This is a genomic window from Bacillus sp. WC2503, assembly GCF_052682895.1.
Genome location: NZ_JBQYMD010000001.1, coordinates 4,355,859 through 4,370,687 on the forward strand (window position 1 = coordinate 4,355,859; position 14,829 = coordinate 4,370,687).

Sequence of the window (14,829 nt, forward strand, 5' to 3'; positions counted from 1 at the left end):
CCCCACTGATTATTAACCTTCACCAATCAGGCGTTTACGGGCAGCAGGACTTCCACCTAACTTCTTTGCTCCAGCCGAATTTTGAGGTAGGAGTCTTACTGCCCACAAATAGCGGAATAAATGAGGGGCATTCGTACATAGAATGCCCCTCATTTATTAGACTCCTCTCCTAATAGTTATTTCACTAGTATGTATACTTGTCCTATAGCTTGAAAAACACATATTCACTTTCTTCTATTATACGTCTAGTTCCTCTTATTCTTTTTCGAATATACTACCAATACAGACCTTGAGACAAGCTACATTGATTCAAGGAAAAATAGAAAGGTAGGTAAAATATGAGCATTGAGATATGGATTACTATTATTGTATTCTTCTTAACGATGATTGTTATCTTTTGGCGACCTCGTGGCTTAAATGAGGCATGGCCAGCAGCAATTGGCGCTGGTATTATCCTCATTACTGGACTTGTCTCAAGGCCAGATGTCATAGACATTATAAGTAAAATCGGAGGCGCTTCCATAACGATATTGGCGACCATCGTTATGGCAGTTATATTAGAAAGCTTCGGCTTCTTCCATTGGGCTGCAGCAAAACTCGCAAATTTAGCGAAAGGTTCTGGACGCCGCCTATACTGGTATATTCAATTACTATGCTTTCTTATGACTCTTTTATTTAATAATGACGGTAGTATTTTGATTACAACCCCAATTCTAATCCTTCTTCTGAAAAATCTTCAATTAAAGCCTCATCAACAAATTCCTTATTTATTAAGCGGTGCTTTAATCGCCACTGCTTCTAGTGCACCAATCGGTGTAAGTAATATCGTAAACTTAATCGCATTAAATATCGTTAATATGACTCTTTATATGCATACTGCTATGATGTTTGTACCTGCAACATTAGGATTATTGTTTATGTCATGGCTCATGTACACTGTTTTAAAGAAAAAATTACCAGAGAAATTACCGGTTTCTTCATATGATATTGAAGAAATTTTCTTCACGAAAAACTTCCATCCGTTAAAAGGAAACAATTCTGTTGATACGAAACAAAAACGTACAAAATTCATGTTAAAAGTATTAGGTTTTGTCTTCCTTATGCGCTGTCTTCTGTTCGTTGCATCCTTCTTATCTATCCCAATCGAAATCGTTGCAGTGCTAGGTTCCCTCGTTCTTCTTATCTGGAGATGGTACTACTTACGAACAAACCCTGTCGATATTTTAAAAAAGACACCGTGGCACATTTTAATCTTCGCCTTCTCTATGTACGTCATTATTTACGGGCTTCACAACGCAGGATTAACAGCCGCACTTGTGCAATGGCTCGAGCCACTTGTAAGTCAGCATTTACTCTATGCTAGCTTTGCAATGGGCGGACTTGTATCCATCCTCTCTAACGTCTTCAATAACCACCCTGCCCTTATGATTGGTACAATCACATTAACAGAAATGGGGCTAGATCCAGTCACATTAAAAACAATCTACCTCGCAAACATTATTGGTAGTGACATCGGTTCACTATTATTACCAATCGGTACACTAGCTTCCCTCATCTGGATGTATATTCTGAAACAAAACAAAATTAAAGTAAAATGGAAAGATTATTTAAGCGTATCTCTCATCGTTATTCCTCTCACAACAGTCGTCACATTATTCCTCTTATACTACTGGGTACACCTCTTCTTTGCCTTATAAAGAAAACAGAAGCCCCCTTTGCTACCGTCTTAGCAAAGGGGGCTTTTTCTATAATTAAGTTAGGTACTACAGTGTGATCAATCAAGTAAAGAGGTGTAACGTGTTATTGGTATAAATGACTACCAGTATCTTTAAATTCTTTCGCCTTCTCTTTCATTCCTTTTTCAATTGCTTCTGTCGTTTCTAAGTCATTTTCTTTCGCATATTCACGAATATCATGTGAAATTCTCATACTACAAAACTTCGGTCCACACATTGAACAAAAATGAGCTGTTTTCGCTCCTTCTGCTGGTAACGTTTCATCGTGATACTCCATCGCACGTTCAGGATCTAAAGACAAATTAAATTGATCGCGCCAACGAAATTCGAAACGTGCTTTTGAAAGTGCGTCATCACGCTGATGAGCCGTTTTATGCCCTTTCGCAAGATCAGCCGCATGTGCTGCAATTTTATACGTAATAACCCCTTCTCGAACATCATCTTTATTTGGTAAACCTAAATGTTCTTTCGGCGTTACATAACAAAGCATCGCCGTTCCAAACCAGCCGATCATTGCTGCTCCAATTGCGGATGTAATATGGTCATATCCTGGTGCAATATCTGTCGTTAGCGGCCCAAGTGTATAAAATGGCGCGCCCTGACAAATATCAAGTTCTTTCTCCATATTTTCTTTAATTAAGTGCATCGGTACATGTCCAGGTCCTTCAATCATAACTTGCACATCATGTTTCCAAGCGATTTTCGTCAATTCACCAAGCGTTTCAAGCTCCGAGAACTGCGCTTCGTCATTTGCATCTGCAATCGAACCTGGACGTAATCCATCTCCAAGCGAGAATGAAACATCGTACTGCTTCATAATTTCACAAATCTCTTCAAAATGAGTATATAGGAAGTTTTCTTTATGATGGAATAAACACCACTGCGCCATAATCGAACCACCGCGTGAAACGATACCTGTCGTACGTTTTGCAGTAATTGGAATGTAACGAAGTAATACACCAGCGTGAATCGTAAAGTAATCAACGCCTTGCTCCGCTTGCTCAATTAACGTATCACGGTACACTTCCCACGTTAAATCTTCTGCAATTCCGTTTACTTTCTCAAGCGCTTGATAAATGGGCACAGTTCCAACCGGTACAGGAGCATTACGAATAATCCATTCGCGCGTCGTATGAATATTTTTACCTGTAGATAAATCCATAATCGTATCTGCACCCCAGCGCGTTGCCCATGTCATCTTCTCTACTTCTTCTGCAATAGAAGAAGATACAGCAGAGTTTCCGATATTTGCATTTACCTTCACATGAAAGTTACGTCCGATAATCATCGGTTCTGCTTCCGGATGGTTAATATTCGCTGGTAAAATCGCACGACCTTCTGCAATTTCCTTACGAACAAACTCAGGCTCCACTCCTTCACGAATCGCAACATACTCCATCTCAGACGTAATAATGCCATTACGCGCATAGTGCATTTGCGTAACATTTGCACCTTCCTTCGCTCTAAGCGGCTTACGATCCATTTGCGGGAAAACAGGTGTATGTTTCGAAGCCACTTTCACACCGTCATCCTCTGGTTTTACTTCACGCCCTTCGTATGCCTCTACATCCCCGCGCTCCATGACCCAAGAATGACGCGGCGTTGGAATCCCCTTTTCCAGCTCCACTTTATAGGCCGGATCCGTATAAGGACCACTCGTATCATACACACGGATGGGCGGATTTTGGACACCATTCGTATCGCTTTGTGCAATCTCACGCATCGGTACTTTCATACCTTCCCGTGGTCCATCTACATACACTTTCTTACTTCCTGGTAAACTCGATTTCAATTCAATTTGTTCAGCTGAAACAGATTGTTTCATAACCTTTGTTGCCCCCCTGTACGTGACAAGGACGAGATATGGCCAGCGTATGCCAAAACAAAAAGAGCCAGGTCCATAAAAAAATAAGGACCTGGCTCATAAAAGACATCATTATGTAAAGCCGCTAACTTCCCTACGCTGGTACGAGCCAGATCAGGTCCAAAGGGTTAAGAAGTTCACGCGCTTCTCTCTCAGCCTACGCATACGTTAGGCACCCCTAGTTTATCACTGATTTAATTTTCAATACTTTCTCATCATACACGATAATCTGAAAAATGAAAAGTTTATTTCTTTTATTGTTTATGGAATCATCCACGTTAAATAATATGCCTGTACATACGTCATAATACCAACGATAATAACGAAGAACAAACTATGCTTCACTGTAAAACGGAACAAATCCGACTCTTTTCCGGCAAGTCCAACTGCAGCACAAGCAATTGCAATCGATTGCGGAGAAATCATCTTACCTGTTACACCACCTGTTGTATTTGCCGCAACGAGAAGTACTTCAGATACGCCAACTTGCTGCGCCGTAATTGCTTGTAAATTCGAGAACAGTGCGTTCGCAGACGTATCGGATCCTGTTAAGAATACACCAATCCAACCTAGGAATGGTGAGAAGAAAGGGAATAGTCCGCCAGTTCCTGCTAGCGCTAGCGCTAATGTAGAAGATAGACCAGAATAGTTTGCGATAAATGCGAATCCTAATACGAATCCGATAGATAGAATTGGCATCTTAAGTTCGTTTAACGTTTCTTTAAATGTCGCTACTGCATCTTTTGCACTCATTTTCAAAATAAAGATAGAAATAATACAAGCAATTAAAATTGCCGTTCCAGTCGCTGATAAAACATCTAATTTCAAAATTGCTTCATAAGGCGTTGGTTTATTTACTATCGGCTCTGCTTTCATTACTAAATTGTGTAAGCCTGGAACTTCAAACTTAAATACAAGACTTTCTAAAGCGCCTCCTGGAGCAAATAAAGATTTAAAGAAGCTTTGGCTCCAAACAACTACCATAACCGTTAAAATAATGAACGGAGACCATGCTTTCACTACTTTTCCTATTGTGAGTTTTGGCATAGATGTCGTCGTTGTTGCCGCTACTTCACTATTTGCTTGTTTAGATTGATAGATTTCTTTCGGCTGCCAAACTTTTAAGAACAGCGCTAAACTCACTAAACTTACAAGTGCTGACGTAATATCCGGAAGCTCCGGCCCTAGAAACGTTGCTGTAATAAACTGTGTAATTGCAAATGAACTACCTGCTACAAGTAACGCAGGCCACGTTTGTTTTACCCCTTTAAACCCATCCATTAAAAATACGATGAAGAACGGAACAAATAATGATAGAAACGGTAACTGATGTCCAGCCATTTGTCCGATTTTATGTGGATCAATACCCGTTACTTGTCCAGCAACTGTAATCGGAATTCCCATCGCTCCGAATGCTACCGGTGCAGTATTTGCGATTAAACAAAGACCAGCCGCATATAAAGGATTTAATCCGAGACCTGCTAGAAGCGCTGCCGTGATTGCTACTGGTGCACCGAATCCCGCAGCCCCTTCTAAAAATGCTCCGAATGAAAAACCAATTAAAATAACGAGTAAACGGTGATCATTTGTAATAGATAATACAGATGCACGAATGACATCGAATTGACCTGTTTTTACGGAAATTTTATACAAAAATACCGACATAATGATAATCCAAGCAATTGGCCATAGTCCGTATAAAAAACCGTATCCGGTTGCTGCCATCGCCATCGTAAACGGCATTTTATAAGCGAATAACGCTACTAAAATTGTAAGTACAACTGTAATAAACCCTGCCACATACCCCTTCATGCGGAAAACTGCTAAAGCTAAGAAAAAAAAGATGATTGGAATAAGTGCGACTGCTGCCGAAATCCAAATGTTACCGAACGGATCATAAACTTGTGTCCATGTGTTCATTGTTCTCTCCCCCTAAAGAATCCCCTTTTAAATAGAATAACCTCATCAATAGACTATCAGGTCATCATACCTTTAAGTCTAAAAATAAAAAACGTTCAAGAAAACGTTTTCATCTAATCCCATTTATACTTTATCACAGCGTTTTCCATAAAAAAAGATTTTTTTGAAAATTTTATTATTTAAAGAAAAAATCTTACAAAATCGTCACGTTCTTGTAATGTTCATCGATAGTAAGCTTGTAAAAATTACTGCATAATAATAGTATAACAACGGAAATTATTTATGAGGTGATATATATGAATGGAAACAAAATACTAGCTGCTTTATCATACTTTAGTGTACTATTTGCCCCTATCTTATTCCCAATCATCGTTTGGATTGTGGGGGATGCTGAAACAAAGCCACATGCAAAACGTGCTCTATGGACACATATCATTCCAAGTATCGCTACATTTATCGGCGTAGCCATTTTAGGAATTATGGGTATCGGATCGGACCAACCAGATGTAACACTTGGAATTGGAGCAATGATTGTCTTAGCTATTTGCGGAATCATCAGCTTATACTACTTCATCTGGAACATTGTAAAAGGAATTAAAGTGCTGAAAGCTTAATTTTAAACAAACGTTTGTTTAAAAAAAGGACACTTGCAATTTGCAAGTGTCCTTTTCCCGATTAGTGTGAGCTAATAATTAGCGGGGGGTGCCCCTACCGATTACAGTTTCACTTTATCTTCTTCGTTTCTTCTTTTTTCTCATCATTTTCTTTCGGCGCGTATTCGTTTTATCCGCTATAATGTGAAGCGTGCTCGCCACAACAATTCCCATTAGGAACGTTTTAATTTCCACCTCATGTTTTTTCGCAATTTCTATTAAGTTCCCGTCCAGTGCTATTACATTTAATAGAAATAAAAACGGAGAAAATACGATTAACATGTACGCAATACGAATTACATCACCAAGTATAATCGTATGTGTAAGAAAGGAACGATGTGGCATTACTTTCTTATACGGATACCAAAATATACGCAGGAATCCCCATTTATTATACGCATTACTGTACGTATCTAAATCAGGTGTTAAAAATGAAGTACCTACTAAAAAGCCAATTGCAAAAGTTAATAAAAAATCAAAATTTGTTAATCCATACGAAAAGAGCAGAAACAAAACAACCGGAAGGGATATTAAGTTTATTTTCGTATGCGTTTTTCCTGATGGCATAATGCACTTCCTCGCTTACGTTCGCCCTGTCACTCTATGACAGTTCTCACCTATTGATCTAATTTCTGATCGATAAATGATGTGTCTATATCCGAACCAAACCATTCTGCCAACTTCACTCGTGCCTTATCTTTCACATCTTCATTGACATATAATGACGCCTGTATTAGTGCCGCCGTTAATGCCCCTAAATCGTCCGTATAACCAACTCCAGCAATGAAATCTGGGATGGCATCAATCGGTGCAATAAAATAAGCAAGTGCTCCAATTACAATAATTTTCACCCGCTTTGGAACATCAGGTCTTTGCAAAACGTAAAACAGTAATAAACTGGCATAAATGACCGACTGTCCGGCTTGCTTTGCAACATGTTTTACTTTTTTCCAAAACGCTTCAACTGAAAATTTTTGTTTCATGTAAAAGCCCCCCTATTTTTCAAAAGAAATAAGCTACAATATATTACCAGTAAAAGTTTATCAAAATTACACATAATCTATCAATGAATTTTTATTTTAACAAACAAACCTAAAAAGAACAAGTGTTCGTTAATTTTCATACCCTTTCCTTCATATAATAGTTTTCTAGACAAACCATTACATATTTCCATTTCTTATTTCTCAACCATGAAAATTTTCACTTTCACTTAACATTCTTCTCTATCTTTGTTATATTTTCTAGTTGACGGACATATAAACGAATGATAAAGTTTTCTCTGGTAGTGACAAAACACATACAAAAAATGTAAAATGTTATAGTGTTTCTCAGAAATGAATTTTGTTGTATAATACAGAAATGACGTTATACTTATGAGCAGCAAAAGAAACCAAAAAAGGGTATGCATAGTTAAAGTCGTATATGGGTGAATATAGAAGCTCTAATTATGGCAAAAGAAACTATGTATTTTTTATTTTAGCATTTTTCGCTCCAAAATCGACCAAGCCTGATAGAGAAAGGGTGGAAATGAATGAAAGAAACCTTGAAATCACAATTTCAAAATGTGCGTTTCACTTTATTCGTAGCTTTAGCCGTATGGCTGAAAACCTACATTATTACACGCACAAGCTTTGATTTAAAACTTGAATCTTTCATGCAAGAATTCATTTTATTCATTAGTCCATTAGCAGCATCATTACTGTTTGTGGGACTTGCATTATTTGCAAAAGGAAAAAAACGTAACTATATAGCACTTGGAATTAATTTTGTTTTAACGTTCATTCTTGTTGGTAACGTAATGTTCTACGGATTCTACAATGACTTCGTTACTTTACCAGTACTAGGGCAAACTTCTAACTTTGGAAGCTTAGGTTCTAGTGTGAAAGAATTATTTAACTACAAAATTATCCTTGCATTTGCGGATATTATCGTATTCTTCATCTTATTGAAGAAGAAGAAAAACTTTGCACCGACAGAGCGTGTAGCACGTCCGATGCGTTCTCTATACTTCGTGTCAACAGTTGCTATTTTCTTCGTAAACCTAGGGTTTGCAGAAGCTGAACGTCCAGAACTATTAACACGTTCATTCGACCGCGTTATGCTTGTTAAAAACTTAGGATTATATGTACACCAAGCATACGATCTTGGCTTACAAGCGAAGTCAAGTTCACAAAAGGCATTTGCCGACGGTAGTAAATTACAAGAAACAGAAAACTATGTGAAAACAACACAAAGTAAACCAGATCCAAATATGTTCGGTACTGCAAAAGGAAAAAACGTAATTGTTGTCTCTCTTGAGTCATTACAAACATTCTTAATTGGCGCAACAGTTAACGGACAAGAAGTTACACCATTCTTAAACCAATTTACGAAAGAAAGTTATTACTTTGATAACTTCTTCCATCAAACTGGGCAAGGTAAAACATCTGATGCTGAATTCTTAGTAGATACTTCTTTATATCCACTAGACCGTGGTGCTGTATTCTTCACACACGGTAACAACGAATACACAGCAACTCCAGAAATTTTACGCCAGCAAGGGTACCACACATCGGTATTCCACGCAAACAACGCAACATTCTGGAACCGTAACATTATGTATCCGGCACTTGGTTATGATCGTTACTACAACGAGCTTGACTACAAGATTACGCCAGAAACAAAATTAAATTGGGGATTAAAAGATATCGAATACTTTGATCAATCTATCGATATGTTAAAAGAAGTGAAGCAACCATTCTACACTCGCTTCCTTACTTTAACGAACCATTACCCATTCACTTATGATGACAACACGAAATTAATCGATGAATATAATTCTGGTGATGGCGTGTTTGACCGTTACATGGTAACTGCTCGCTATTTAGACGAAGCAATGAAACATTTTATTGAGCGTCTAAAAGCAGAAGGCATTTACGACAACTCTGTGATCGTATTCTACGGTGATCACTATGGTATTTCTGAAAACCATAACCGTGCAATGGCACAGTTCTTAGGAAAAGAAGAAATTACTGCATTTGACCATATGAACTTACAAAAAACACCGATGTTTATTCACGTTCCAGGTCAAAAAGAAGGTAAAACAATTTCAAAACCAACTGGTGAAATTGATATTAAACCAACTATTCTAAACTTACTTGGTGTAGATTCTACGAATCAAATTCAATTTGGCCATGACGTATTCTCACCTGATAATAAAGGATTCGTTGTTCTTCGTGACGGTAGCTTCATTACAGATAAGTACATGTACACGAACAGTACATTCTACGACCGTGCTACTGGCGAAGTTGTACAATTACCGAAAGAAGAATCTCAACCACTCATTGATCGTGCCCAAAATGAATTGAACATGTCAGACAAACTCATTGAAGGTGACTTACTTCGCTTCTCTGAAAGTAACAAGATTAAAACTGGTGAAGTAAAAACAGCTATTAAAGAAGAAAAGAAGAGCGCTGAGTAATCTCAGCCTCTTTTTTATTTTCCGCTATCCTTCTTCTCCTATTCATTAACTTTAAAATTACGTAACCTTTACCAAATATTCACACCACATTAATGAAACATCTCTATAATAAAATATGTAAACGAGGTTCTACATATTTCTTATCTCTCATCTTCAATAAGATCCCTTAAAGAAATATGCGAACCGTTTGTTTTCTACTTTCTTTTAATTGTCTTTTAAAGTGTTTTGTTCTCATGTACAAAACCTTCAATAAGATGATATCCCTATGAAAGATAGCTACCCTCCTTTTGCAGCATTCCATATGAATGTTGCTTTTTTTTATTTATAGGCAGGATTCTTATTTCTTATTTTCGAATTTGTATATACAAAATGCTATAAATCTCTATTACTTCCCTATTATTTACAAATACATATACGTCATATGTAGAGTATTGCTTACATAAAAATTACTATAGCGATTTTATGCCGCGTGAACTAGCAATAGGAATCCCACTTCAAAATTTGGCCGGATTCAAAAATCATATGGGTGGTCTAACCGTATAAGCTCGATTAATCAAAGTTTCACCTTACTTCAGTACTTACGAAAGGATGGGATGGAAATTGGCATATGAAAGATTTGTACTTTGGAATGATGCAGTTATTGATACAACAAAACAAAAAACATACATAGAACTAGAAGAAAGAGGCTTGCAATTTGGAGATGGTGTCTACGAGGTAATGCGGCTCTACAACGGAAACTTTCACTTATTAGATCCGCACATAACAAGACTATATCGCTCCCTAGAAGAAATAGAATTATCGCTCCCTTTCTCAAAAGCAGAGCTCATCACCTTACTGTACAAACTCATTGAAAGTAATAATTTCTACGAAGATGGAACCATTTATTTGCAAGTATCTCGCGGTGTACAAGCTCGTACTCATGCATTCTCATATGACATTCCCCCGACAATCTATGCCTATATCACAAAAAAGGAAAGACCGGCTTTATGGATTGAATATGGTGTACGTGCTATATCAGAACCAGATACTCGCTGGCTTCGCTGTGATATTAAATCATTAAATTTACTACCAAATGTATTAGCTGCTACGAAAGCTGAACGCAAAGGTTGTAAAGAAGCCCTTCTCGTACGAAATGGTATTGTAACTGAAGGTAGCCGTTCCAACTTCTTTTTAATTAAAAATGGAACACTCTACACACATCCAGCCAATCATCTTATTTTAAACGGAATTATTCGTCAGTATGTCCTTTCTTTAGCTAATACTCTTCACATTCCTGTACAAGAAGAACTTTTTAGCATTCGTGACGTTTATCAAGCCGATGAATGTTTCTTTACAGGCACGACGATTGAAATCTTACCGATGACTCACCTTGATGGAGCTGCGATTCGAGATGGTCAAGTTGGCCCCATTACAAAAACAATACAAAAATCCTTTTCTCAAAGCCTTTTAAAATCAAACACACCATCTTCTTAAATACGAATAATTACCATTTCCTATAATGTTAATATATGTATTTAAATCAAAATCAAGGTAGAAATTCATACCTTGATTTTTTCTTGTAATCTTTTTGTCACATTCAGTTTCCCGCATAAGTCTTGACAGTAATCGACATGCCTTTTAGAATTTTTAATAGTTGGTAAATTTTTCTTCACTACATTACAGACAGAAAGGAATCGACAAACTATGAAAAAATACCTTGCCGGTCTTGCCGCAGTGTCTGTAGCAGGAGGAGCAGCACCTACACTTGATAGTGTGCAAGCTGCCCCGGAACAAAATACACAAAAAGCTGCTACACAAACTGTACAAGCTTCTGCACCTAACACTTCATCTTACACGGTAAATGCTGATGTATTACATGTTCGTGCAGGATCAAGCACTTCTCAAGATATCATCTCTCGTGTTTATAACGGTCAATCATTAAACGTGATTGGCGAAGAAAATGGTTGGTTCAAAATTAACCATAATGGAAAAACTGGCTTTGTCAGTGGCGAATTTGTATCAAAAAAGGGAGCAACTAATTCCAATGTAAGTACAACAGGTGGAAAGAATAAAGTTACTGCCGATGTATTACGTGTACGTACAGCTCCTAACACTTCCAGTTCCGTTTCAGGACGTGTGTATGAAGGACAAACATTAAACGTAATTGGTCAAGAAAATGGTTGGGTGAAAATCAATCACAATGGACAAACTGGTTATGTTAGTGGTCAGTTCGTATCAGGCGTTTCTGCAAATACAGGAGCTACAAACGATACGAATCAACAAACTGTACAACCAGCAAGCGGAAACTATACAGTAAATGTATCTTCCCTTCGTGTTCGTACAGGCCCTAGCACTTCTCATACAACTGTAGCTTCTATTACAAAAGGACAAGTAGTACAAGTCGTTGGCGAAGTTCAAGATTGGTTCAAAATCAATTATGCAGGACAAGCTGCCTACATAAGTAAAGACTACCTAACAAAGGGCGGTTCTAACGAAAACGGTTCACAAGGCAACAATCAAAATAATAATCAAAACAATAACGTAACTGTTCAAACTGGTGGTACTTACGTTGTTAACGCAACGTCTCTACGTGTTCGTACAGGCCCTGCTGCTTACCATAGTGTAATTGGCGGCGTGTTAAATGGTACAACATTAAACGTAGTTGGATCTGAAGGTAGCTGGTTTAAAGTTAATTACCAAGGAAAAACTGGTTTTGTGAGTGGCGAGTTTGTAAAATTCGTTAAAGGTGGCACTGCTACTCCTGAACAACCGAAACAACCTGAAAAGCCTAACCAAGGTGCAATTGGTGACTACTACATTAATGCTTCTGCACTAAATGTACGTAGTGGCGAAGGTACAAATTATAGAATCATAGGGGCACTTTCGCAAGGACAGAAGGTGCAAGTAATCTCTGAAAACTCTGGATGGAGTAAAATTAACTACAATGGCCAAAATGGTTATATCGGAACACGTTTCCTATCTAAAACACCAGTTGGTGGTGCAGTAGATAAGCCTAACAACAATAATAATCAAAATAACAACAATCAAAACAACAATACAGGCAACAACAGCGGTGACACTTCTTCTCTACTTGCATACGCGAAATCTATGCAAGGTGTACCATACGTTTGGGGCGGTACTTCTGCTAACGGTGTTGACTGCAGTGGTTACATCTACCACGTATTTAAGAAATTTGGTCATAACATTAGCCGTCAAAGTGTTGCGGGATATTGGAGCAGCTTACCGAAAACTTCAAGTCCACAACCAGGTGACTTAATTTATTTCCAAAACACTTATAAAGCAGGTCCTTCTCATATGGGAATTTACCTTGGGGGCGGATCATTTATCCAATCTGGAGATAAAGGGGTAGCAATCGCTTCATTAAGTAACTCTTATTGGAAGAGCCACTTCTTAGGTTATACGAAAGCACCTTAAGTTATAGTTTCAGAGCCTTCTAGATTACTAGAAGGCTCTTTTTTAAAGAACTCAATATAGTAATCCCCTTTCGTTCTCTCTCCACACAAAAATTATGCGTTCATTTTCCTATTTCGTACACTATATTCTATAAAAATCACTCAAAACGTTATCACAATGAATATATTCCCACAAAAAACATAACCTATTTCATGTCTATTCATTTCATATGTGTTTTTTTGAAGAATTTTCTTTTTATTTAAACTTTTCGTTAGACGTTTGACCTCCGATGTCCATTATGATAAGTTACTTAAGATGTTATATTCGCAAAAGTATAGACAACTGGTTTATACACTTTTTTACTATGAGGAAGGAGCATACACTGCATGAATCTTTTATGGGGAATTGGCGGCGTGATTGGAGTATTAGCAATTGCTTTTTTACTATCTTCCAACCGCAAAGCTATTAATTGGCGCACAATTTTAATCGCGCTAGCATTACAAATGTCATTTTCATTTATCGTATTACGCTGGGATGCTGGTAAAGCAGGTTTAAAACACGCTGCTGATGGTGTTCAAGGATTAATTAATTTTTCTTACGAGGGAATTAGGTTCGTTGCTGGGGATTTAGTCAACGCAAAAGGCCCTTGGGGATTTGTCTTCTTTATTCAAGCACTACTTCCAATTGTATTTATTAGTTCATTAGTAGCAATCTTATATCATTTCGGTATTATGCAGAAATTTGTTAGTGTCGTTGGTGGTGCATTAAGTAAACTTCTTGGAACTTCTAAAGCAGAAAGTTTAAACTCAGTAACAACTGTATTTTTAGGACAAACTGAGGCACCAATCTTAATCAAACCTTACTTAGCACGCTTAACAAATAGTGAGTTCTTCACTATTATGGTAAGTGGTATGACGGCTGTTGCCGGGTCAGTTCTTGTCGGCTATGCAGCGATGGGAATTCCGTTAGAACACTTATTAGCAGCAGCAATTATGGCAGCTCCATCAAGTTTATTAATTGCAAAACTAATTATGCCAGAAACAGAAGAAGTAGATAATAACGTTGAGCTTTCTACAGAACGTGAAGACGCAAACGTTATTGATGCAGCTGCACGTGGTGCATCTGAAGGTATGCAACTTGTTATTAACGTAGCAGCAATGTTAATGGCTTTCATCGCATTAATCGCTTTATTAAATGGATTATTAGGATGGGTTGGTTCTTGGTTCGATATTAAACTTAGCCTAGATTTAATCTTCGGTTACTTATTATCACCATTTGCAATCTTAATCGGGGTTTCTCCAGGTGAAGCTATACAAGCAGCAAGCTTTATCGGTCAAAAACTTGCAATCAACGAATTCGTTGCATATGCAAACTTAGGACCACATATGGCAGATTTCTCTGCAAAAACAAATCTGATTTTAACATTCGCAATCTGTGGATTCGCAAACTTCTCTTCTATTGCAATTCAATTAGGTGTAACTGGAACGTTAGCTCCTACTCGCCGTAAACAAATTGCACAATTAGGGATTAAAGCAGTTATCGCTGGTACACTAGCGAACTTCTTAAACGCAGCAGTTGCAGGTATGATGTTCCTATAAATTTATATCAACCCTCCTCTTTCCATAGAGGAGGGTTTTTTGTATGTGTAAATGTATTTTTTATATATACGAAATACTTTATGCTTAAATATCAAAACATTATGCTACAATAATTAGTAAGTCTGTTTATTTTTTCTTGTGCAAGGGAGATACTACTTCATTTTGTTCTATTAAAAAAGAATTGCAGTTACATGGTCTAATTCTT

Annotated in this window: 11 protein-coding genes and 1 riboswitch; of the genes, 6 read left to right on the top strand and 5 right to left on the bottom strand. The window is 37.6% G+C overall.

Annotated features, from left to right (window positions below):
- Positions 1-12 precede the first annotated feature (12 nt).
- A complete protein-coding gene (locus ACUN26_RS22570) occupies positions 13-153 on the bottom strand; it encodes a hypothetical protein (RefSeq protein WP_001214071.1) in 141 nt (46 codons plus the stop codon).
- A 185-nt stretch (positions 154-338) separates the two neighbouring features.
- Here ACUN26_RS22570 and ACUN26_RS22575 point away from each other — a divergent pair, with 185 nt between their 5' ends.
- Positions 339-1,697: an arsenic transporter gene (locus ACUN26_RS22575; protein ID WP_000021138.1), complete on the top strand. Its 1,359-nt coding sequence runs from the start codon at positions 339-341 to the stop codon at positions 1,695-1,697.
- Between the two features lie 103 nt (positions 1,698-1,800).
- Here ACUN26_RS22575 and thiC read toward each other — a convergent pair whose 3' ends face one another.
- The gene (thiC, locus tag ACUN26_RS22580) at positions 1,801-3,561 is read right to left on the bottom strand and encodes a phosphomethylpyrimidine synthase ThiC (protein ID WP_000814456.1); all 1,761 of its coding nucleotides are present in this window, start codon (positions 3,559-3,561) and stop codon (positions 1,801-1,803) included.
- 113 nt (positions 3,562-3,674) lie between these two features.
- Positions 3,675-3,790: riboswitch (TPP riboswitch) on the bottom strand.
- Between the two features lie 71 nt (positions 3,791-3,861).
- The gene (gene lldP, locus ACUN26_RS22585) at positions 3,862-5,520 is read right to left on the bottom strand and encodes an L-lactate permease (protein WP_001099311.1); all 1,659 of its coding nucleotides are present in this window, start codon (positions 5,518-5,520) and stop codon (positions 3,862-3,864) included.
- Positions 5,521-5,816: 296 nt separating this feature from the next.
- Here lldP and ACUN26_RS22590 point away from each other — a divergent pair, with 296 nt between their 5' ends.
- Positions 5,817-6,134, top strand: coding sequence for a DUF4870 domain-containing protein (locus tag ACUN26_RS22590; protein ID WP_001014094.1), 318 nt, complete (start codon positions 5,817-5,819; stop codon positions 6,132-6,134).
- Positions 6,135-6,248: 114 nt separating this feature from the next.
- Here the strand turns inward: ACUN26_RS22590 and ACUN26_RS22595 are convergent, their stop codons facing one another.
- Both ACUN26_RS22595 and ACUN26_RS22600 read right to left on the bottom strand, forming a co-directional pair.
- Positions 6,249-6,740: a metal-binding protein gene (locus ACUN26_RS22595; protein WP_001139015.1), complete on the bottom strand. Its 492-nt coding sequence runs from the start codon at positions 6,738-6,740 to the stop codon at positions 6,249-6,251.
- A gap of 50 nt (positions 6,741-6,790) precedes the next feature.
- Positions 6,791-7,156, bottom strand: a complete 366-nt coding sequence (locus ACUN26_RS22600) for a YkvA family protein (protein ID WP_000810376.1) — start codon at positions 7,154-7,156, stop codon at positions 6,791-6,793.
- A 548-nt stretch (positions 7,157-7,704) separates the two neighbouring features.
- Here ACUN26_RS22600 and ACUN26_RS22605 point away from each other — a divergent pair.
- The 4 genes from ACUN26_RS22605 (at position 7,705) to ACUN26_RS22620 (ending at position 14,624) form a co-directional block, all read left to right on the top strand.
- Positions 7,705-9,633, top strand: coding sequence for an LTA synthase family protein (locus tag ACUN26_RS22605; protein ID WP_000665340.1), 1,929 nt, complete (start codon positions 7,705-7,707; stop codon positions 9,631-9,633).
- 588 nt (positions 9,634-10,221) lie between these two features.
- Complete coding sequence (locus ACUN26_RS22610; protein ID WP_002040014.1) at positions 10,222-11,106, top strand: D-amino-acid transaminase; 885 nt, start codon at positions 10,222-10,224, stop codon at positions 11,104-11,106.
- Between the two features lie 210 nt (positions 11,107-11,316).
- Positions 11,317-13,047, top strand: coding sequence for a C40 family peptidase (locus ACUN26_RS22615; protein WP_000760247.1), 1,731 nt, complete (start codon positions 11,317-11,319; stop codon positions 13,045-13,047).
- Positions 13,048-13,412: 365 nt separating this feature from the next.
- Entirely contained in the window at positions 13,413-14,624 is a 1,212-nt protein-coding gene (locus ACUN26_RS22620) for a NupC/NupG family nucleoside CNT transporter (RefSeq protein ID WP_001051031.1), read from the top strand.
- Positions 14,625-14,829: the final 205 nt, after the last annotated feature.